Below are 20,013 nucleotides of genomic sequence, written 5' to 3'. Positions count from 1 at the left end.
CGTGTCGACCTGCTGAGTCTGACCGCGCGCGCAAGCACCACTGCGAGGGGAGACGCAGCCTTGACCGAGGCAGGGCAGCGGTCAGACGGCCGCGAGGACGACGACAGCGCCCGGCCCGAGATGCGGCAGCAGCCGCCGGAGGTCGACGCCACCCTGCATCTGCGGGTCGACGCCCTCCGCGCCGACGCCACGATGCAGCTACGCGTGCCTCCGCCGCCGCAGCCCGCGGAGGCCGGCGGCCGCGCACAGCGGCGGCGCAGCGCCCGCCTGCCGGTCCACACCCGCGCCACCGTTGTCGCCACGTCCGCGCTCGCCCGCCTGCGCGCCGTCGCGGGTCCCCGGCTCGCCCCGCTGGCCCCGTACGTCCGCCGCCTCAAGCCGCTGTACCCACGCCCCGGCCGCAGCGGCTGGCGTCGCTGGACACCCTCCTGGCGCCAGTGGCTCGGGGCCGCGCTGTCGAGCTTCGTCCTGATGAGCCTGTCCCTGTTCATCGCCTACGAGATGACGGACATCCCGAAGAACCTCAACTCCTTCGCCACCCAGCAGGACAACGTCTACTTCTGGTCCGACGGGACGCCGATGGCCCGCACCGGCTGGGTGCAGCGCCAGGACATGCCCCTCAAGGACATACCCGAGCAGGTCCGCTGGGCGGTCCTCGCGGCGGAGAACGCGAGCTTCTACTCCGACCCCGGCATATCCGTCAAAGGCATCTCCCGCGCCCTGTGGCGGACCATCGGGGAGGGGGGCACCGAGGGCGGCTCCACCATCACCCAGCAGTACGTCAAGAACGTCTACCTGAACCAGAACCAGACCGTCAGCCGCAAGTTCACCGAGGCGATGATCTCCCTCAAGCTCGACAACAAGATGAGCAAGGACGACATCCTCGAGGGATACCTCAACACCAGCTGGTTCGGCCGCGGCACCTACGGCATCCAGCGCGCCTCCCAGGCCTACTACGGCAAGGACGTCAGCCGGCTCAACGCCGGCGAGGCGGCCGTGCTCGCCTCCATGCTCAAGGGAGCCGCCCTCTACGACCCCACCCTCAGCGCGGCCAACCACAAGCGGGCCGTCGAGCGCTGGTCCTGGATCCTCGACCGGATGGTCGACATCGGCAAACTGACCCCGGCCCAGCGCGCCCAGTACAAGACGTTCCCCGAGCCGCTCAAGTCCGGGCGCATCTACGACACCGGCAAGCAGAGCGACTACCTGGTGGAACTGGCCCAGCAGTACGCCAAGAAGACCGCCCACATCTCCGACCGGCAGTTCGACCTCGGCGGCTACCAGATCTACACGACCTTCGACCGGCGGCGCGAGAGCGCCCTGACCGACGCCGTGGCCAAGGCCCGCAAGCAGGCCGGCAAGGACCACCCCGACGCGGCGAAGACCGCCCACTACGGTGCCGCCTCCGTCGCCACCGACGGCCGGATCCTCGCCGTCTACGGCGGCCCCGACCACCGCAAGCAGGGCTACAACGAGTCCAACGCGGCCACCGTCCAGGCCGGCTCGGCCTTCCTGCCGTTCGTCTACGCCGCCGGCCTGGAGCACGGGGTCCACAAGACTCGCGGCGGAGCCGCCACCCCCGTCACGCCCGACACGGTGTACGACGGCGACGACGGCGTCGCCGTCACCACCCCCGAAGGCCCCTACTGGGACCGCAGCGGCAGAAAGGTCGCCGCCCACAACGACGGAGGCAGGTCCTACGGGCAGATCACCCTGGACCAGGCGCTCGTCCGGTCGGTGAACACGCCGTTCATGCAGCTCGGCATGGACACGGGCCTGGCCGGCGTGCGCCAGACCGCGGTCGCGGCGGGCCTGCTCCCCTCCAGCCTGGGCCCGCAGGTGCCCGCCCTCTCCCTGGGCACCAACTCCACGCCCAGCGCCATCCGGATGGCGAGCGGGTACGCCACGTTCGCCGCCTCCGGCATGCACACCGAGCCGTACTCGGTGCGGCGCATCACCCGCAACGGCTCCCAGGTACCCATGGCCACCCCCCGCCCGCACCGGGCGGTCGGTGCGACCGTCGCCGAGCAGGTCGACCGGGCGCTCACGGAGTCCTTCCGCACCGCCCACCCGGCCACCGCACCCTCCCCGGCTCCCGGCACCCCCCGAGCGGGGGGAGCCCCTGCCGCCGAGGTGTCGGGCAAGGCGGGCACCACCCACGACGACACCGCCGCCTGGTACGCCGGCACCTCCGATTCCGTGTCCACCGCCGTCGTCGTCTACCGCATCGACCTGGCCAAGTCCCTGGAGCCCCTGTCCCTCGACGGGCTCGCCGGAACCGCCGCCGACGTTCCCTACGACATATGGTCGACCGCTCTGGGTCTGGACTGACCCGGCGGCCGCTTTGCTGCCCCACCTCCCACGCAGAATGAGCCGCGCATGTCCCGCATGAAGCCGCCGACCGGCCGCCGCCGCAGGTCCCGTACCGTCCGCCACGTCACCCGTCCGCAGGTCCTGACCCTGGCCGCCCTTCTCGTCGTGGCCTCCGTGGTCGCGGGCTACCTGGTCCTGACCCGGCCGGACCGCACCGAGCCCACGGCCTCCGCCGGCGCGGACCACGGCGGCGCGGCCAAGCCGAAGCCCACGCCCTCCTGGGACGGCAGGGCGAAGGTCCTCGGCGACGGCTCCACCTCCTACACCGGGCCGCAGAAGGGCGAGCTGAAGCCCGTACCGCTCAAGCCGGGTGAGAAGCCGCCCCAGTTCGTCGTCTTCTCCTGGGACGGCGGACTGGAGGGCAGCGACCACCTCTTCTCGCACTACCGGGAGATGGCCAAGGAGTACAACGCCCACATGACCTTCTTCCTCACCGGCATCTACCTGCTGCCCAAGAGCAAGAAGGCCCAGTACCACGGCCCGATGCACTCCCCGGGCGACGCGGCCATCGACTACGCCACCGACGAACACATACGCACCACCCTGGAACAGCTGAGCGAGGCCTACAAGCAGGGCAACGAGATCGGCACCCACTTCAACGGCCACTTCTGCGGCAAGAAGGGCGGCGGCGACTGGAGCGTCGAGGAGTGGAAGAGCGAGATCGACCAGTTCTACGACTTCGTGGAGCATTGGAAGACCAACACCGGCTTCAAGGACACACCGGCGCTGCCCTTCGACTTCAGGAAAGAGGTCACCGGCGGCCGGGCGCCCTGCCTGGAAGGCCAGAAGAACCTGCTGAAAGCGATCAAGAGCTACGGCTGGCGATATGACGCCAGTTCACCGGGCGACTTCCAGATATGGCCCGCGAAGAAGAACGGCATATGGGACTTCCCGCTCCAGATGCTGCCGTACGAGAACGGCAAGTACCAGGGCCTTTCCATGGACTTCAACTTCCTCTACAACCAGTCCGACGGCGAGACCACCGGCGACCCGGCCAAGTACCCCGAGTGGGAACAGCAGACCGTCGACTCGTACATGGCCGGCTTCAACCGCGTCTACTACGGCAGCCGGGCACCGCTGTTCATCGGCAACCACTTCGAGGACTGGAACGGCGGCATCTACATGAAGGCCATCGACCAGGTCGTCAAGAACGTCTGTACCAAGAAGGGCGTCAAGTGCGTCTCCTTCAAGGAACTCTCCGACTGGCTCGACGTGCAGAAGCCCGCGACCCTGGAGCGGCTGCGCGGCCTCGATCCGGCCCAATCGCCCGAATGGTCCGCAGTGGTCAAATGACCCGCGAGGGCCTCCAGTTCCACTTGTGCAACCCCCTTCACGTCATGCGCACATGTCATGCGAAGATGCCCTCTCCCGGTAGGTGTGCCGGTGTAGAGGGGAACTTCATTGAAATCTAGAAAACTGAGCCGTAAGGGGCGCCGCGCCGGCATAGTCTCGGTGGCTGCCGCCTCGGTCGTCGCCGGTGTGGCACTGGTGCCCAACTGGAGCGCGGGCGCGGCGGTCGTCGACGATCCGACGGTGGACACCGCGACCAAGGCGACCTTCCAGCGGCTGGCCGACGCGGTCTTCACCGACCGCACGGAAGCCCTGGTGGACGGCGCCGGCAGCAAGCGGGCCACGTCCGGCTTCTCCGGCCACGTCAAGCTGTCCGCCACGCAGTCGCGCGCGGAGAACTCCGCGGTGAGCGAACTGCACGGCCGCAAGTCCCGCCTCGCCAGGCTGGGCGAGAAGTACAGCGCCGGCGCCACCCGGGTCACGCTGGACGCGACGCGGGTGACCGGCCGCACCGCCAAGGCCGACGTCACCGAGACCACGACGCTGACCTACGCGAAGACCAAGGGGAACGAGCCGAAGACCACCGGCTTCCAGGCCCACCACGAGCTGACCTTCCGGGCCGACCGCCGCGGCACCTGGCAGCTGACCGACGTCGAGGACACCGACAACGGCTACATCGCGGTGAACCAGGTGGCCAAGCAGCCGCCCGTCTCCGTGAAGGCCACCCCCGCCGACGACAGCCCGCCCGAGGCCCCCCGCGCGGCGACTTCCTGGCCCGCCCCGGTCAACCGCAAGAACGTCACCACCGGCGCCTACGACTACAAGGCCATGGTGTCGTACGCGACCAAGTACTGGAACCACTACAACCCGGACTACCCCGACTACAACGGCCAGGGCGCCGGCGGCGACTGCACCAACTTCGTCAGCCAGTCCCTGAAGGCCGGCGGCTGGAAGCACGTCCCGGGCTACACGAACGACTTCCACAAGTGGTTCGGCAACGCCGACATCCAGTCGGACTCGTTCGTCGGCGTCAACGAGTTCTCCTGGTTCGCCCTGTCCTCCAAGCGCGTCTCCAGCCTCGCCAACGTCTACCAGCTGGACATCGGTGACGTGCTGCAGATGGACTTCAACAAGGACGGGTCCAAGGACCACTCCATGATCGTCACCTACCGCAGCCCGCAGGGCGTGCCGTACGTGACGTACCACTCCACCAACACCTACAACCGGTCGGTGGCGAGCCTCGTCGCGTCGTACCCGAACGCGGCCTTCTTCGCCTACCGCACCTGACCCGGTCCCTGCCGGGCCCGCTGCTCCGGCTCCGCGGAGTCGGGGTGGCGGGCCCGCCAGTACGGGTTGTCGTGCGGCAGGGTCGAGCCGACTCTGCCGTACATCCCGAACACCATGAGCAGCACGCCGACCACAAAGCTGAACAGCACGTTCTGGATCCTGAAGGCCAGGAAGTTGTGGTCGCTGTCGAGCAGGGACAGGTTCAGGAAACCGCTGAGGATGAACAGGATCCCCAGGGTCATGTTCAGCGTCGACGCGAAGTTCCCGCCGATCACCATCCCGACGACGAGCAGCAGCCCGACACACACGGACAGGACGCTGAGAGAGCCGTTGGTGTTCAGGCCCAGCGCGGTGTTCCCGCCGGTGTCGAAGAAGCCGATGTTGTGGGTCAGGCCGAGGATGCCGAAGGCGAGCAGGAACAGGCCCATCAGGCCCGCGCCGATCCGGTAGACCTTGTTCAGACGGTGATCGACGGGAAGATGATCGTCGAGCCGGATCCGCCGCCGCGTCTCCTGGTGCACTGAGTGTGTGGCCATATCCGCCTCCTTCGTGTGCCAGCGGAGGCCATACGTACCGTCCAATATCCGCCCAGGACGCCCCGGCGGCAAACGGCTCAGTGGACGCCGCCCCGCTCCTCCCGGATCTGGGCCACCACCCGGGCCACCGTCTGCCGCACGGCCTCGGTCTCGGTCAGGAAGTGCCAGAAGTCGGGGTGCCGGCCCTCCAGCGTCCCCACCGCCCGCTCCAGCCGGGCCACCGCGTCGTCCAGCGGCCGGGCATGCCGCGGATCCGGGGTCGCACGGCCGGTCATGGCCAGCCGCTGGGCGTCCCGGATCGCGAACCGGGTCCGGTCGATCTCCTGCTGCGGGTCCTTCTGCACCGCGTTCAGCCGGGAAAGCCGGTCACCAGCCGCCGACACCGCCTCGTCGGTGCTGTTCAGCAGGGCCCGCACGGTCGACAGCAGCGAGGCGGCGTCCGCCCAGCGCTGCGCGTCCCGCGCCGCCCGGGCCTCGCCCAGCTTCAGCTCGGCCTGCCGCACGTTCTCCACGGCCTGCGTCGGCACCTGCTGCAGATCCTGCCAGCAGGAGGCCGCGAACCGCCGCCGCAGCTCACTGAGCACCGGGTCGACCTGCCCGGCCCGGGTCGTCAGCGCCTGCGCTCGCGTCCGCAGGCTCACCAGCCGGTGATCGATCTCGGCCGCCTGCTGCGGCAGCCGCTCGGCCTCCGCCCCGATCGCCGCGGCCTCCCGCTGCACCCGCTCGGCCCGCTCCAGCGTCTGCGCCAGCCCGTGCTGCCCGGCGCCCTGGTTCAGCTTCGTCAGCTCCGGGGAGAGGGCGGCCAGCCGCGCGGCGAGATCCCCGGCCGTCAGGCCCTGCCGCCGCACCGCGTCCAGGGCGTTGCTCGCACCCAGCAGCGCCTGCCGGGCCCGCTCCACCGCGGGAGCCAGCCGGGCGAGCTGCGTCTCGGCCTTGCCGAGCAGCGGAGCGAGCGAGGCGCCGAACCGCTCCAGCTCCTGCTGGACCCGCACCAGTTCGTCCTTCGCGGCGGTCAGCTCACCACGCGCCCGGGCGGCCGCACCGGCCTCCAGGTCGTCCCGGTCGAGATCATGGGCGTCCACGGCCTGGATGTACCGCTGGCTGACCTCGTCGATCCGCCGGCCCAGCGCCTGGAAGTCGTCGCTCGCGCGCCGGGCGGCGGGGGAGTCGTCGACGGCCGTGATCGTCTCTATGGAGATCCTGAGATCCCGCTGAGCGGTGTCCAGCTCGTAGAACGCGGCCGCCGCGGCGTCCTTGGCGGCCTGCGCCTGCGCCCGCTGACCCTCCGCACGCCCCCCACCGAACCAGCGCCGGGTGCCGCCACCGGCGAACGCGGCCGGCAGCGCCAGCGCCGCAAGCACCGGCAGGGCCATGAGAGTGAGGGTGTCACGGACCGGACCGGAGGTCCCTCGGGGTGTCGCCGTCACATCCCTCTCCCGTGCTGTGCTTCGCCCTGTGTGGAGTCGTCATTCTCCCACCTGTACAGGACGAACACACGGGCCGGTCAGTTCGCCGTGCGCACCGTCACTTTCCCGTCCGAGGAGTGGGCGGACACGGCGTGCGGGCTCTTGTCGTCGCGGGGCACCGACACGGACACCGCCCCGTCGTCGGAGCCCGCCCTGACGCGATACGCGGCCCGGGGCAGGGCCACGGTCACCGCCCCGTCGTCGCTGCCCGCGTCCACCCGGTCCGGCACGGTGCTCAGTTCGACGCGCACCGATCCGTCGCTGCTCTCGGCCCGTACCCGCCGCGAGGAGACCTCGGCCCGCACCGACCCGTCGTCCGACCGGAGATCCAGCGGCCCGGCCGAGTCGGTGACCCGCACCGCGCCGTCGCTGGTGCGGACGGTGAGCGGATCCACGAACCCCTGCGCCCGCACCGACCCGTCCCCGTTGTCCACCTTGACGGAGATCCCGCGCGGCACCTCGATCCGGTGCCGGGCCGAGCAGTCGGCGATGAACCCCGAGCAGTGCACCCGCAGCACCAGCCGGTCGTCCTTGAACGACCAGCGCACCGTGGGACCGCCGCCGACCACCACGGACCCCTGGAACCACCGGGTCACCTCGACGGTGCCCGCCTTGTTCCCCCGGGCGGCGACGATCTCCAGCCCCGAGTTGTCCGAGTCGACGGTGAGGGTGCGGCCGTGCAGCGCGAAGGACCGGTGATCGGGGTGCTTGTCGTCCTTGGCGGAGGCGCCGCATGCGGAGAGCGCGGCGGTGAGGAGCGCGACACCACCGAGGACGGCGGTCGCGCGGACAGGAACGGAACGGGCCATGCTGCATCTCCCCCTGGACCGGTCTGCCGGAATCGGCGACCGGAGTGTCTCGGTCTGCGACGACGGTAGGTGGTCCACACCGCCGCAGACGATCCGGCTGCCGCCCGCAACGGGGTGGGGTTTACCCCAGGTCCGCGACGGAGGTGGGGCCAACCCCGGGACGTACGCCCCGAAGACGGTTTGCAGCACCTCCCCCAGGGCCATGTAGGCTGTCGATCTGTCCTGGGTGCGTAGCTCAGGGGTAGAGCGCCTGCCTTACAAGCAGGATGTCGGCGGTTCGAAACCGTCCGCGCCCACCAGGTGAAGCGAGAAGCCCCCGACCGGCACCGGTCGGGGGCTTCTCGCGCTTCACTCCTTGTCCTCGGGCCCGTCCTCGTGGGCGTGCTTCAGCCTCGTGCGGGCCTCGACCCGCTCCGCCGTCGCCACCTCGGCCCAGAAGCGGTGTCCGCTGACGAACACCGCCAGTTCGTGCTCCCGCCGCCGCAGCTTCTCCACCTCGGCCTGCTCGTCCGGCGTCCAGCCGGGGGACGCGGGTCGCTCGCCCTTGCGCCAGCCGTTGTCGTCGCTGAAACCGTCCATCGGCTCGACCGACCACGGCAGCCGCTTGAGCAGGGCCGACAGCTCGGCCCGGACCTGATGCAGCTCCTCCTGACCGGCGAGGAGGTCACTGGGGAATTCATAGGTCGTAGCCACACGGCAATGCTACGCCTGTTCGATTTTGAGGGGCGAGCGCGAGGGCGGGGTTCACGCGAACGAGTGGGCAGGGCCGCCTCCTGTCGCCGCCCGCCGGAGAGGAGACGCAGGTCACACCTCTCCGTGTCACGAGCGTGAGGGCTGTCCGGTCAAAGGGCTGTAGCCACTCTCCGCAACGCCGGACCGAAAACACAGGAGTGCACCGTGGAAGCTCGGTTGAACCCCATGGCCAGCCCGGCCACCGCCAAGGCCTTCAAGCACATCATCGCCGCCGCCAAGGCGCTCGAGGAGTCGACGCTGCCGGCCGCGACGCGTGAACTGGTGAATCTCCGTGCCAGCCAGATCAACGGCTGCGCCGGCTGCATCGACATGCACACCAAGGAGGCCGCCGCGGCCGGGGAGACCGCGGTACGTCTCCACCTGGTCGCGGCCTGGAGGGAGGCCACGGTGTTCACCGATGCCGAGCGGGCCGCCCTGGAGCTGGCCGAGCAGGGCACCCGTATCGCCGACGCCGCCGGCGGTGTCACCGACGAGGCCTGGGAGAACGCCGCCAAGCACTACGACGAGGAGCAGCTCGCCGCCCTCGTGACCCAGATCGCCCTCATCAACGCCTTCAACCGCGGGAACGTCATCACCCGGCAGCCGGCCGGTCACTACGAGGTCGGCATGGTGCACTGACGGAAGAGCCGGTGCCGGACGGCGCCGGCAGCACGCACACCGGGCACCGCTGGGGGCAGCGGTGCCCGCGGTGTGTGCGCAGGTCCGCCCGGCCCGGGTGGGAGGGTGTCCGTCAGCCGGTTGTCCGCCCGGCGGCCCGGGCGGCGAGGTGTCCGTCAGCCGGTCGGCAGGCCCTCCCGGGCCGCCAGGCTGCCCAGGGCCGCGTGCAGCGCCTGCCGTTCGGGCTCGCCGAGGTGTGCGGTCAGTTCGGCGTCCAGGGTCCTGGCCTCGGTCTCGGCGCTCGCCGCGGTGCATCTGGTGTCGGCCCAGTGGCTGCTGACCCACTGAGCCGACGGGATCCTCAGTGGCCGGCGGCGCGCAACTCGCCCACCAGGCGGGCCGTCACGGGCACGGGGACGCCGTGCCGCTCGGCCGCGCGCAGCAACGCGCCGCCGATGGCGTCGAGTTCGAGCGGGCGGCCCGCCTCGGCGTCACGCTGCATGGAGGACCTGGTGGACGGCGGGAAGGCGTCGTACCGGGACAGGGCCTGGGCCGGGTCCGCGGGGACGCCGCACGCGCGGCTGACCGCGCCGGCCTCGGCGACCAGGGCCTGCAGTTCCTCCCGGTGGCGGGTGCGGGCCTCGCCGAGGGGGAGGCCGTGGCGCGTGGTGAGCAGGGCGAACGGGGCGAGGAAGGTCATCTTCGCCCACAGTGCCGCCGTCTCGTCGCCGAGGACGCGGGTGGCCACGCCGGACGCGGAGAGGGCGGCGGCGAGGGATTCGAGGCGGGGGCGGGGGACCGGGTCGCCCGTCAGGTCGATCTCCGTGAAGGGGCTGCCGTGCTCGATCACGCCGGGGGCGAGCCGGGTGGACTCCACGCGGATCACGGCGGGGGCCACGCGGTCGGGGCGGTAGCGGGCGCGCAGGGCCGCGGCGTGTTCGACGCCGTTCAGGAGCGGTACGACGAGGGCGTCGCCGAGTACGGCGGGCGGGACGCGGGTGAGGGCGGCGTCCAGGGCAGTGTGCTTGACGGTGACCAGGCAGGCGTCCACGGGCTCGCGCAGCTCGGTGTCCGCCTCGACGCGGGCCGTGAAGTCGCCGAACTGGCTGCTGCGGATCTGGATGCCGGTGCTGCGCAGGGTGTCGGCCGTGGCCCGGCGGGCCAGGCAGACGACGCGGTGGCCTGAGCGGGAGAGCAGAGCGGCGAGGAGGCCGCCCGTGCCGCCGGGGCCCAGGATGGCCACGGTGTGCTTCGTCGTCATGAGGATGTTCCTCTCGTGGGTCGGCCCCGGGGATCGGTGGCCGCCTTCGCCGCGATCCTCGCAGGGGTGCGCCGTGTGCGTGAGACTGGGGGCATGTGCCGGAGTATCAAGACGCTGCGTCCGCCCGTGCTGCCCGATGAGGCCACCGACGACGACATCCGTGCCGCCGCGCTGCAGTACGTGCGCAAGGTCTCGGGGTTCCGGGCGCCCGCCGCCCACAACCGCGAGGTTTTCGACCGGGCCGTGGAGGCCGTCGCCGAGGCCACGGCCGAACTGCTCGCGGGACTGGAGGTGCGCGGCCGGTCCGTGCGGAAGGCGGGGCAGGAGGCCTGAACCTCCGCTGAGCACACCACACTCCGAGCGCGCCTGTCCGAGCGCGCCGCTCGGTGTGCACCTCTCCGGGTGCGCCTCTGCGGCTGCACCTCCCCGAGGATCCGGTTGAGCGCGCCACTCTGGGTGCAGCACCCCGGGACTCCGGCCGGGTTCACCGGCCGAGCGCACCAACCCGAGCGCACACCTCGGCAGTTACTGTGACGACCGGTCCTGTGGCGACCGGTCCTGTGATGACTGTTCCTGTGACGACTGTCATAACGGTGCGTCTCCCAGAACCCGGTCTGCCTGCCCGGTGTGTCGGGCGACTTGCTCGCGGGCCTGTTGGCGGGCCCGCTCGGGAGCGGCGGCTTTCGGCCGCGCGCGTGGGCTGTCGTGAAACCGGTGGGCCGGATGCGGCAGCCGCGCCGCCTTCGTCTGATCGGGCGTCAAGTTTGCTGTCATGTGCGGTGGTTCGCGTGCGGAGCGTTGGCGGTTGGCGTGCGCCGGGCAGTCGCTTCGGCCGTCCGTCCAGGGGGCGGATCCGGTCATGTTTCCCGATGTCCACATGGTGGTTCGCGATGCCCCACATGCGGCCGTTGCGGCTGTTGAATCGCACAGGCAGGCGAAATCATGGCCTGATGTTGAACTTGCAAGCATTGATAAGGTCTGCCTAACCTGGATCCCCCGTTCGGTACCGCCGCCCTCACGACGGGCCTGCCCTCCCCTGGCCGGTCCGACCGACACCGAAGAGGAGAAACCCCCATGTCCGCTCGTCTCGACTCCGCCCAGCCGTATGTGCTCGGCCTCTTCCGCATCGTCATCGGCCTGCTGTTCGCCGTGCACGGTGCCGCCTCGCTCTTCGGCGTGCTCGGCGGTGCCATGGGCACCAACGGCGGCACGATCTCGGCCGGCACCTGGCCCGGCTGGTACGCGGCCGTGATCCAGCTGGTCGCCGGGGGCCTCGTCCTGATCGGCCTCGGCACCCGAGGTGCCGCACTGATCGCCTCGGGCTCGATGGCCTACGCGTACTTCGACGTGCACCAGCAGGTCGCCCTGTGGCCCATCCAGAACGGCGGCGAGCTGTCGGCCCTCTACAGCTGGGCGTTCCTCCTGCTGGTCTTCACCGGCTCCGGTGCCTTCGGCCTGGACCGTCTCGTCGCCGCCCGGCGCACCGCCACGACGCGGCAGCCGGCCGCCGAGCGGGCCCCGATAGCGGCCTGACCGAGCCGCCGCGCGACGGTGCCCTCCCCTGCACGACAGGGGAGGGCGCTGCCGCATGGGGAGCCGGTGTGCGGTGTCCACGTGCCTCGGCCGGACCGGGGACGGTGATCGCTCCGGGTGGGCCCCATGAGCCCCCGGCGAACCTGGTGTCACACCCCAGGCGTACGCTGTACGGCTGTCATCGGGGGAGCCGCGGGGGATCTGCGGGGAGCGGGGGAGTCGTCGTGTGGGAGAGCGTGGGGGCGCTGGCAGGCAGTCCATGGATCTACGCCATGGTGGCCCTGTCGGTGCTGCTCGACGTGTTCGTTCCGGTGCTGCCGAGCGGAGTGCTCGTCATCACCGCGGCCACCGCCGCCGCGGCGGGTTCCGGCGCGGCGACCGGCCGTGTTCCGCACGCTCTGCCGGACATCCTCGCCCTGACCTTCTCGGCCGCGACCGCCTCGGTCCTCGGTGACCTGGTCGCCTACCGCCTGGCCTGGCGGGGCGGGGAGCGACTGGACCGCGCGATCGCCCGGTCCCGCCGCCTGACCACTGCGCAGGAACGTCTCGGCGAGGCGCTGTCCCGGGGCGGTGGCGCCCTGGTCGTCCTGGCACGCTTCGCGCCCGCGGGCCGCTCGGTCGTCTCCCTCTGCGCGGGCGCCGCGCACCGCCGCCCCCGCGACTTCGTCCCCTGGTCCGCCCTGGCCGGACTGTCCTGGGCCGTCTACAGCGTCGCCCTCGGCTACTTCGGCGCCCGCTGGCTGGGCGCCACCTGGCTGGCCACGGCCGTGTCGGTGGCGGCACTGTTCGGGGCGGGAGCCGCGGCGGGATTCCTGGTGCGCCGCAGGCCGGCGTAGCCGCGGGCACGCCGCCGGCGGAGCGGCCGGGCGGGGCCGTTGCGGGTTGCCGACGGTTGCGCCGGATCACCGGGGACCGGGGCGGCTCATGGCGCGGCTGCGCGAAGTGTTCCCCGGCCCGCCGCACACCTTGTGCGACGGGCCGGGCGGGACGGGCCCGGTGGCGGGGTCAGCAGCCCGCCAGGTCGTTCGTGAGCGCGGTCTTCTCCGCGGAGTCGACCGAGAGGTCGTAGTAGTACTTCACCTGGACCCAGGCGCGGACGTACGTGCAGAGGTACGCGGTGCGGGACGGGACCCAGGTGGCCGGGTCCTGGTCGCCCTTGGCCTGGTTGACGTTGTCCGTCACCGCGAGGAGCTGGGGGCGGGTGACGTCGTTGGCGAAGGCCTGGCGCTGGGCGGTGGTCCACTTGCTCGCCCCGGAGTCCCAGGCCTCGGCGAGCGGCACGAGGTGGTCGATGTCGACGTCGGAGGGGGAGGTCCAGGTGGCGCCGTCGTAGGGGGAGTACCAGCTGCCGCTGGTGGCGGTGCACGCGGAGTTGGTGACGACGTTCGAGCCGTCGCGCTTGAGGATCCACTCGCGGGTGTTGCAGGTGCCCGAGATGGTGATCCAGGTGGGGAAGAGGCTGCGCTGGTAGCCGGTGCGGTTCTCGGTGGCCACGGCGAGCTGGGAGAGGTAGCTGCGGGCGGTGGCCGCGCTGACCGGCGTGGGCAGGGCGGCGGAGGCGTTCGGGGAGTTGAACAGGGCGGCGGAGGCTGTCAGGGCGGTGAGGCCGGCGAGTATGCTCAGTCGTCGACGCGCGTAGATCTTCGGCATGCTAACTCCCTTGTGAGGGTGGGGTGTTGGGGGCGAGCCAGGGAATGCTCGCGATGCCGCGTTGCCGTGGGGTGAGCGCCCGGTAAGAAGCTAATGACGCGTTCATGACACGACAAGGTTTACGGCGGAACTTTCTCGTCCCTTACACTGGGAGGCGCAGAAGGGGAGTAGCTCTTCGCCGGACCGTCGACATACTGCTCAGCCAGCCTGAGCCGGCGCCCGGAGGCGGAATCCGCGAGGACCGCCCAGCGAGACCTTCGGCAAGCAGTGCACACCTGTGCCCCATGGCACGGGTGACGAGTGTGCTGCCATGCCGAGGTGTCTCATGTGAGGTTCAGCACTCTCGGCGGGGCAGCCCCGACCGATTGAGGAACCTTGATCAGCATCACCGTGACGGCGCTCGTCTTCGGCGTCATCTTCCTCGCCGAACTGCCGGACAAGACCGCGCTCGCCGGCCTCGTCCTCGGTACCCGCTACCGCGCCTCGTACGTCTTCGCGGGCGTCGCCGCCGCCTTCCTGCTGCATGTCGTGCTCGCCGTCGCGGCCGGCAGCGTGCTGACCCTGCTGCCGCAGCAGATCGTGCACGCGATCACCGGTGTCCTCTTCCTCGGTGGTGCCGCGGTGCTCCTGATGCAGAAGGGCGGGTCCGATGGGGACGAGGAGATCCGCAGGCCGGCCGACCAGTCCTTCTGGAAGGTCGCCGGCACGGGCTTCATGCTGATCCTCGTCGCCGAGTTCGGTGACCTGACCCAGATCATGACCGCCAACCTCGCCGCCCGTTACGACGACCCGATCTCCGTCGGCCTCGGCGCGGTGCTGGGTCTGTGGGCGGTGGCCGGCCTCGGCATCGTCGGCGGAAAGGCCCTGATGAAGCGGGTGCCGCTGCGGCTGATCACACAGATCGCGGCCCTGCTGATGCTGGTGCTCGGTGCATGGAGCCTGTACGAGGCGGTGGCGGCCTGAGCTGAACACCGGGTGAACCCTCGCCGGAGGCGGTGGCGGGACCGCGACAGGTTTTGTACCGTGGATGAACAAAGTGGCTCCCGCCCGTTTTCCCTGACCGGCGGGCGGGGCCGCCTTGTCCCCTACCTCGTTCCTGGAGCTGCCGATGCCGGCCACCGTCCTCACCGCCCGTGCCCTCCTGCTCGACATGGACGGCACCCTCGTCAACTCGGACGCCGTGGTCGAGCGCATCTGGCGGCGCTGGGCGCAGGCGCACGCACTGGACGGCGACGAGGTGATGGAGGTCGTCCACGGCCGGCAGGGCCACGCCTCGATGGCGGTGCTGCTGCCCGGCCGGCCCCTGGAGCAGAACCTCGCCGACAACGCCCGCATGCTCGCGGAGGAGACCGCCGACATGGACGGCGTGGTCGAGGTGCCCGGTGCGGCCGCCTTCCTCGCCTCCCTGCGCGGCCTGCCGCACGCGCTGGTGACCTCCGCCGACCGCGCGCTGTCCGGCGCCCGGATGGCCGCTGCCGGGCTGGCGCTGCCCGAGGTGCGGGTGACGGCCGAGTCCGTCGGCGCGAGCAAGCCCGACCCCGAGGGGTTTCTGAAGGGCGCCGCCGAACTGGGGGTGGACCCGTCGGACTGTGTCGTCTTCGAGGACTCCGGCGCGGGGATCGCCGCGGGGCGTGCCGCGGGGATGACGGTCGTGGGTGTCGGCTCCCGGGCCGGGGCGCACCGGCCCGATGTGGTGGTGCCGGACCTCACCCAGGTGAGGGTCGAGAGCACGGCGGACGGAGAGATCCGGCTGTACGTGGGGTGAGCGCCGCGCCGGGAGAGCCCCACCCTCTGACGTATGACGTCGTATCTCTGAGCATTTGCCCCCTTGCCCCCTTGCCTCCGGCCCTGCCTCCTGGCCTCCGGTCCTGCCCCCTGGCCTTGAGGCCTGACCTCTGGCCCCTGGGTGTCGGCTCCTGCCCCCGCTCTGTCAGCGGTCCGGGCGGCCTCGTCCCCGACTGCCGGACCGGTTCACGGGTCCGACGTCTCCGACTCCAGGCTCGCCCGGGTGGTCGGGCCGTACACGCCCGGGGTGTCCTCGGTGATGCCCCGGGCCCACTGGTAGGTGGCCACGGCGTCCTCCACGGAGCCGGTGAAGACACCGTCGGCCCGGTCGTCGTAGAGGTTCAGCTGCTGGAGGCGGAGCTGGAGGTCGGTGACCTCGGGGCCCTGGTCGCCGCGGCGCAGTACGGGGGCCGCGGTGGGCGCCGCGTTCGGGGTGCGGGCGGCCGTCGCCGAGGGGGTCGCGGAGGCCCGGTGCGACGGGCTGTGCGACGGAGTGGGGGCCTGGGACGAGGGCGTGGTGCTGGGGGACTGGCTCGGAGCGGCCGACGGGGAGCGGGACGGAGTGGGCGGGCGGGTCGGGACGGTCGCCGGGGGCGGTGCGGGCGCCGACGCCGACGAGGCGCCCGGGGGCGTCACCTCCGGGACGCTCTCGCGCACCTCCCGGGCCGCCCGGTCCCGTGCGGGCGCCTGGTACGAGAAGAGCCCGCTCGCCATGCCGGCCGCCGCCACGACGGCGACCCCCGCACCGGCGACGGACAGCAGGAGCGTACGGCGGGAGCGCCGCCGGGGCCGCGCCGCCGGGTCCTCGCCCGGACCTGCGCCGGGCTCGTGCGGCGTCGTCGGCGCGAACAGGCGCAGATCGGTCGTGCCAGGCCCGGATGCCGCGGTGAGCGGCCGGGTGATCTCGACGGCCGGCAGCGGGGCGGTCCGGGCCGCGGCGTCGTCCTCGCGGGCATCGCCGACCTCGACGTACGGCCGGATGCGCAGCGGATCGAAGTCCTCCGCGGCCGCCGCCTGGGCCGTCCGCGCCTCGCGCAGCGCCTCGGAGGCGCGCCGGGTGCAGTCGCAGGACGGGGTGTTGTCCGACTCCCGCGGCGCCCCGCACTCCGGGCAGCCGTGGCTGACCGGTTGTGTCGGCCCCGCCGGTCCCGTAGGTCCCTCAGGTCCCGTCATGCGTCGGTCCCCTCCCCTCGCGAACTCCAGAGTTTATGCAGACTCCCTCCACATCCGCCGGGCCGGAACACGCCGCAAACCGGCCACACAGGGAACTCGACAGGCCATAAACGACGACACCGCCGAGGATGGAGGGGGTGTACCCGAGCCCCAGGAGGTCTTCATGGCCCTGGACACGCACGGCACGGCGAAGGAACGGCAGGCCGCCGAAAGCGTCTCCGGCAACGTGCTCGTCTCGATCGGCGCCCTGCTGCTCGGACTGCTGCTCGCCGCGCTCGACCAGACCATCGTGTCGACCGCGCTGCCGACCATCGTCAGCGACCTGGGCGGCCTCGAACACCTGTCGTGGGTCGTCACCGCCTATCTGCTTGCCTCGACCGCCGCGACCCCGCTGTGGGGCAAGCTCGGCGACCAGTACGGGCGCAAGAAGCTGTTCCAGACGGCGATCGTCATCTTCCTCGTCGGCTCCGCACTGTGCGGCATGGCGCAGAACATGCCCCAGCTCATCGGGTTCCGGGCGCTGCAGGGCCTGGGCGGCGGCGGGCTGATAGTGCTGTCGATGGCGATCGTCGGCGACATCGTGCCACCGCGTGAACGCGGTCGCTACCAGGGTCTGTTCGGTGCCGTGTTCGGGGCGGCCAGTGTGCTCGGACCACTCCTCGGCGGGCTGTTCACCGAACACCTGAGCTGGCGCTGGGTGTTCTACGTCAACCTGCCCGTCGGCATCGTCGCCCTCGCCGTGATCGCCACCGCCCTGCGCATCCCGCGCCGGGCCGCCCACCATGTCATCGACTACCTCGGCACCTTCCTGATCGCCGCGGTCGCCACCTGCCTGGTGCTGGTCGCCTCGCTCGGCGGTACGACATGGGCGTGGGGCTCGCCGCAGATCATCGGGCTCGCCGTGCTGGGCGTGGTCCTCGCCGTGCTGTTCGTCGCCGTGGAGCGCAGGGCCGCCGAACCCGTCCTGCCGCTCAAGCTGTTCGGCATCCGCACCTTCACCCTCGCCGCCGTCATCAGCTTCATCGTCGGGTTCGCCATGTTCGGCGCGATGACCTACCTGCCGACCTTCCTCCAGGTGGTGCACGGCGTCTCCCCGACCATGTCCGGCGTGCACATGCTGCCGATGGTGATCGGCCTGCTGCTGTCCTCGACCACCTCCGGGCAGATCGTCAGCCGCACCGGCCGCTGGAAGGTGTTCCCGGTCGCCGGCACCGCCGTCACCGCGATCGGACTGCTCCTGCTGCACCGGCTGGACGAGCACAGCTCGACCACCATGATGAGCGTCTACTTCTTCGTCTTCGGCCTGGGCCTCGGCCTGGTCATGCAGGTCCTCGTCCTCATCGTGCAGAACGCGGTGTCGTACGAGGACCTGGGCGTCGCCACCTCCGGCGCCACCTTCTTCCGCTCCATCGGCGCGTCCTTCGGCGTCGCCATCTTCGGCACCGTCTTCGCGAGCCGCCTCGGCGACAACCTCGCCGACGCCTTCCGGGGCGTGCACCTGCCGCCGGGCGCCACCGCCGACGCCCTCAAGTCCGACCCGCGCGGCATCTCCGCCCTGCCGCCCGCCCTGCGCCCAGAAGCCCTGCACGCGTTCTCGACGTCCATCACCGACGTGTTCCTGTACGCCGCCCCGGTCGCCGGCCTCGGTTTCGTCCTGGCGTGGTTCCTGAAGGAGGACCGGCTGCGCGGCTCGGTCACCGCACCGGACGTGTCCGAGACGATCCCGCCCAACCCGGTGCAGCGCTCCTCCTACGACGAGGTGTGCCGCGCGCTGTCCGTGCTCGGCACCCGCGAGGGGCGCCGGGAGATCTACCGGGAGATCACCGAACGGGCCGGGTACGACCTGCTGCCCGGCGCCAGCTGGATGCTGCTGCGCATCCGCAAGTACGGCTCGGTGGAACCGGGGCAGCTCGCCGAGCGCACCGACGTACCGATGCAGATCATCCTCACCGCCGAGCGCCAGATCGAGGAGCGGCACCTCGTCGAGCGCAGCGGACTCGACCTCACGCTCACCGAGCAGGGCCGCGAGGTCGCCGAACGCCTCGCGCGGGCCCGTGAGGAATCCCTGGCCGAGCTGCTCGGCGACTGGTGGCGGCCGGGCCGGTCCACCGACCTCTCCAAGGTGGTGAAGGAACTCACCGGCGAACTGTGCGGCTCCGAGCGCGAGCGGCCGACCGACGGGAGGGGGACCAGGACCGGCTGACGGCATTGCGGAGACTGGGCGTCGTGAACCGAACCGACCGTCTCTACGCCCTCGTCGAGGAGTTGCGCGCCGCCGCTCCCCGCCCCCGCAGTGCCCGTGCGCTGGCCCGGCGCTTCGAGGTCAGTGTCCGCACCATCGAGCGTGACCTGGCGGCGTTGCAGCAGTCCGGGGTGCCGATCCACGCCCAGCCGGGCCGCACCGGCGGGTACGTCCTGGACAAGGAGCGCACGCTGCCGCCGCTGACCATCACCCCGGCCGAGGCGACCGCCCTGGCCGTCGGGCTGCAGGCCCTCGCCGGGACGCCGTTCGCGGCCGACGCGCGCAGCGCCCTGCACAAGGTGCTGGCCGTGATGCCCGGCCGGGAACGGCGGGCGGCCGCGGAGCTGGCCGGGCGGGTGGGGCTGCTCGTACCGGCCGCGCGGCCGGCCCGCACCGCGGAGCCGGTGGTGCCCGCCGCGCTGCGGGAGGCCCTGTCGGCCGGCCGGGTGCTGTGCCTGGAGTACGCCGACGCGGCGGGCGCCGTCACCACCCGGGAGGTCGAGCCGCTCGCCTTCCTGGGCGGCCCGGAGCACTGGTACCTGGCCGCGTGGTGCCGGCTGCGCCGGGCGCCGCGCGGCTTCCGCCTCGACCGCGTGCGCGCGGCCACCGCCCTCGACGAGCGGGCCCCGCACCGCTCGGTCGATCTCGCCGCGCTCGACACGCTCGGCTCGGACGTGCTCCCCCTCGGCGAGCTGGGAATGTGACGGCAAACACCGACAGGGGGGTGTCGCGGACGGGGCGGAGGCTGGCGCCCGTCCCGATCAGCCACGACCACCCTCGGAGGCACCAGCCATGACCACGGCACCCCTCACCAACGGCAACGTCACCACCGGCACCCTCGCCCCCGCCACCGGCATCGCCCTCTTCGACCGCTGGACCGCGCTGTGGAACGGCGACTTCGGCGACCCGGAGGCCTTCCTCGCCCCCGGCTTCTTCATCCGCTTCGGCAACGATCCGCAGAACGCGGCCACCGACGAGATCCACGGACCGGCCGGCATCGTCTCCTACGTCTCCGACTTCCGTGCGCGTCGGCCCGGGCTGCGGTACGCCGTCGAGGGCACCCCGATGGTGGACGGCGCGCTGGGGCAGGTCGCGTCCCGCTGGAACGTGACGCTGCCGGACGGCGTCGCCAAGAGCGGCATCGACCTGCTGGAGGTGGTGGACGGGCGCATCGCGACCGTGTGGTCGGTGACCGGACTGCGCCGCTTCGCGGCCTGACGGCCGTTTGCGGACCGCACACCGGGTCACCCGTCACCCA

The 20,013-nt window shown here is 71.6% G+C and carries 19 protein-coding genes and 1 tRNA gene; 13 read left to right on the top strand and 7 right to left on the bottom strand.

The features are described from left to right. Nucleotides 1-60: 60 nt before the first annotated feature. The 3 genes from ACFZCP_RS18325 (at nucleotide 61) to ACFZCP_RS18315 (ending at nucleotide 4,950) form a co-directional block, all read left to right on the top strand. Nucleotides 61-2,331, top strand: a complete 2,271-nt coding sequence (locus ACFZCP_RS18325; RefSeq protein WP_391428054.1) for a transglycosylase domain-containing protein — start codon at nucleotides 61-63, stop codon at nucleotides 2,329-2,331. 57 nt (nucleotides 2,332-2,388) lie between these two features. Beyond that, nucleotides 2,389-3,666 carry a hypothetical protein gene (locus tag ACFZCP_RS18320; protein ID WP_391428320.1) on the top strand — a complete coding sequence of 426 codons (1,278 nt, stop codon included), beginning with the start codon at nucleotides 2,389-2,391 and terminating at the stop codon, nucleotides 3,664-3,666. Nucleotides 3,667-3,825: 159 nt separating this feature from the next. Continuing rightward, nucleotides 3,826-4,950 carry an amidase domain-containing protein gene (locus tag ACFZCP_RS18315; protein ID WP_391428052.1) on the top strand — a complete coding sequence of 375 codons (1,125 nt, stop codon included), beginning with the start codon at nucleotides 3,826-3,828 and terminating at the stop codon, nucleotides 4,948-4,950. On the opposite strand, the gene ACFZCP_RS18310 is transcribed toward ACFZCP_RS18315, so the two are convergent. From ACFZCP_RS18310 to ACFZCP_RS18300, 3 genes are all read right to left on the bottom strand, one after another. Then, complete coding sequence (locus ACFZCP_RS18310; RefSeq protein WP_391428051.1) at nucleotides 4,938-5,486, bottom strand: DUF4383 domain-containing protein; 549 nt, start codon at nucleotides 5,484-5,486, stop codon at nucleotides 4,938-4,940. The two genes, ACFZCP_RS18315 and ACFZCP_RS18310, sit on opposite strands and share 13 nt — an antisense overlap. A 77-nt stretch (nucleotides 5,487-5,563) precedes the next feature. Continuing rightward, on the bottom strand, nucleotides 5,564-6,859 hold the full coding sequence (locus ACFZCP_RS18305; protein ID WP_391428049.1) for a hypothetical protein: 1,296 nt from the start codon (nucleotides 6,857-6,859) through the stop codon (nucleotides 5,564-5,566). Nucleotides 6,860-6,990: 131 nt separating this feature from the next. Beyond that, nucleotides 6,991-7,761 carry a DUF4097 family beta strand repeat-containing protein gene (locus tag ACFZCP_RS18300; RefSeq protein WP_391428048.1) on the bottom strand — a complete coding sequence of 257 codons (771 nt, stop codon included), beginning with the start codon at nucleotides 7,759-7,761 and terminating at the stop codon, nucleotides 6,991-6,993. Nucleotides 7,762-7,985: 224 nt separating this feature from the next. Between ACFZCP_RS18300 and ACFZCP_RS18295 the strand changes: the two genes are divergently transcribed. After that, nucleotides 7,986-8,060 (top strand) — tRNA-Val (locus ACFZCP_RS18295). Nucleotides 8,061-8,109: 49 nt separating this feature from the next. Here ACFZCP_RS18295 and ACFZCP_RS18290 read toward each other — a convergent pair. Further along, nucleotides 8,110-8,454, bottom strand: a complete 345-nt coding sequence (locus ACFZCP_RS18290) for a hypothetical protein (RefSeq protein WP_362679020.1) — start codon at nucleotides 8,452-8,454, stop codon at nucleotides 8,110-8,112. Nucleotides 8,455-8,658: 204 nt separating this feature from the next. Between ACFZCP_RS18290 and ACFZCP_RS18285 the strand changes: the two genes are divergently transcribed. After that, nucleotides 8,659-9,132: a carboxymuconolactone decarboxylase family protein gene (locus ACFZCP_RS18285; RefSeq protein ID WP_391428045.1), complete on the top strand. Its 474-nt coding sequence runs from the start codon at nucleotides 8,659-8,661 to the stop codon at nucleotides 9,130-9,132. 340 nt (nucleotides 9,133-9,472) lie between these two features. Here ACFZCP_RS18285 and ACFZCP_RS18280 read toward each other — a convergent pair whose 3' ends face one another. Beyond that, complete coding sequence (locus ACFZCP_RS18280; protein WP_391428044.1) at nucleotides 9,473-10,372, bottom strand: 2-dehydropantoate 2-reductase; 900 nt, start codon at nucleotides 10,370-10,372, stop codon at nucleotides 9,473-9,475. 93 nt (nucleotides 10,373-10,465) lie between these two features. On the opposite strand from ACFZCP_RS18280, the gene ACFZCP_RS18275 reads away from it, so the two are divergent. The 3 genes from ACFZCP_RS18275 to ACFZCP_RS18265 all read left to right on the top strand — a co-directional run bounded on the left by ACFZCP_RS18275 (nucleotide 10,466) and on the right by ACFZCP_RS18265 (nucleotide 12,741). Next, on the top strand, nucleotides 10,466-10,705 hold the full coding sequence (locus ACFZCP_RS18275) for a DUF2277 domain-containing protein (protein ID WP_362679035.1): 240 nt from the start codon (nucleotides 10,466-10,468) through the stop codon (nucleotides 10,703-10,705). A 741-nt stretch (nucleotides 10,706-11,446) separates the two neighbouring features. Continuing rightward, complete coding sequence (locus ACFZCP_RS18270; RefSeq protein ID WP_362679038.1) at nucleotides 11,447-11,905, top strand: DoxX family protein; 459 nt, start codon at nucleotides 11,447-11,449, stop codon at nucleotides 11,903-11,905. Nucleotides 11,906-12,129: 224 nt separating this feature from the next. Then, nucleotides 12,130-12,741, top strand: a complete 612-nt coding sequence (locus ACFZCP_RS18265) for a VTT domain-containing protein (protein WP_391428042.1) — start codon at nucleotides 12,130-12,132, stop codon at nucleotides 12,739-12,741. Between the two features lie 169 nt (nucleotides 12,742-12,910). On the opposite strand, the gene ACFZCP_RS18260 is transcribed toward ACFZCP_RS18265, so the two are convergent. Beyond that, the gene (locus tag ACFZCP_RS18260; protein ID WP_391428041.1) at nucleotides 12,911-13,555 is read right to left on the bottom strand and encodes a DUF1524 domain-containing protein; all 645 of its coding nucleotides are present in this window, start codon (nucleotides 13,553-13,555) and stop codon (nucleotides 12,911-12,913) included. A 375-nt stretch (nucleotides 13,556-13,930) separates the two neighbouring features. On the opposite strand from ACFZCP_RS18260, the gene ACFZCP_RS18255 reads away from it, so the two are divergent. Continuing rightward, nucleotides 13,931-14,518 (top strand): TMEM165/GDT1 family protein, encoded by a 588-nt coding sequence (locus tag ACFZCP_RS18255; protein ID WP_391428039.1) that lies wholly within the window; start codon nucleotides 13,931-13,933, stop codon nucleotides 14,516-14,518. A gap of 145 nt (nucleotides 14,519-14,663) precedes the next feature. Next, entirely contained in the window at nucleotides 14,664-15,320 is a 657-nt protein-coding gene (locus ACFZCP_RS18250) for an HAD-IA family hydrolase (RefSeq protein WP_391428038.1), read from the top strand. A gap of 206 nt (nucleotides 15,321-15,526) precedes the next feature. Here ACFZCP_RS18250 and ACFZCP_RS18245 read toward each other — a convergent pair whose 3' ends face one another. Beyond that, nucleotides 15,527-16,513: a peptidoglycan-binding protein gene (locus ACFZCP_RS18245; RefSeq protein ID WP_391428036.1), complete on the bottom strand. Its 987-nt coding sequence runs from the start codon at nucleotides 16,511-16,513 to the stop codon at nucleotides 15,527-15,529. Nucleotides 16,514-16,676: 163 nt separating this feature from the next. Here ACFZCP_RS18245 and ACFZCP_RS18240 point away from each other — a divergent pair, with 163 nt between their 5' ends. From ACFZCP_RS18240 to ACFZCP_RS18230, 3 genes are all read left to right on the top strand, one after another. Next, complete coding sequence (locus ACFZCP_RS18240) at nucleotides 16,677-18,716, top strand: DHA2 family efflux MFS transporter permease subunit (protein ID WP_391428034.1); 2,040 nt, start codon at nucleotides 16,677-16,679, stop codon at nucleotides 18,714-18,716. Nucleotides 18,717-18,739: 23 nt separating this feature from the next. Next, entirely contained in the window at nucleotides 18,740-19,459 is a 720-nt protein-coding gene (locus ACFZCP_RS18235; RefSeq protein WP_391428033.1) for a WYL domain-containing protein, read from the top strand. Nucleotides 19,460-19,547: 88 nt separating this feature from the next. Next, nucleotides 19,548-19,973 (top strand): nuclear transport factor 2 family protein, encoded by a 426-nt coding sequence (locus tag ACFZCP_RS18230; protein ID WP_391428031.1) that lies wholly within the window; start codon nucleotides 19,548-19,550, stop codon nucleotides 19,971-19,973. Nucleotides 19,974-20,013 lie beyond the last annotated feature (40 nt).

Source organism: Streptomyces sp. NPDC007971 (genome assembly GCF_042958635.1).
In the GTDB taxonomy this organism is placed as follows: Bacteria; Actinomycetota; Actinomycetes; order Streptomycetales; family Streptomycetaceae; genus Streptomyces.
Note: the sequence above shows the minus strand (reverse complement) of the source record. Positions and strands in the feature narration are given on the sequence as shown.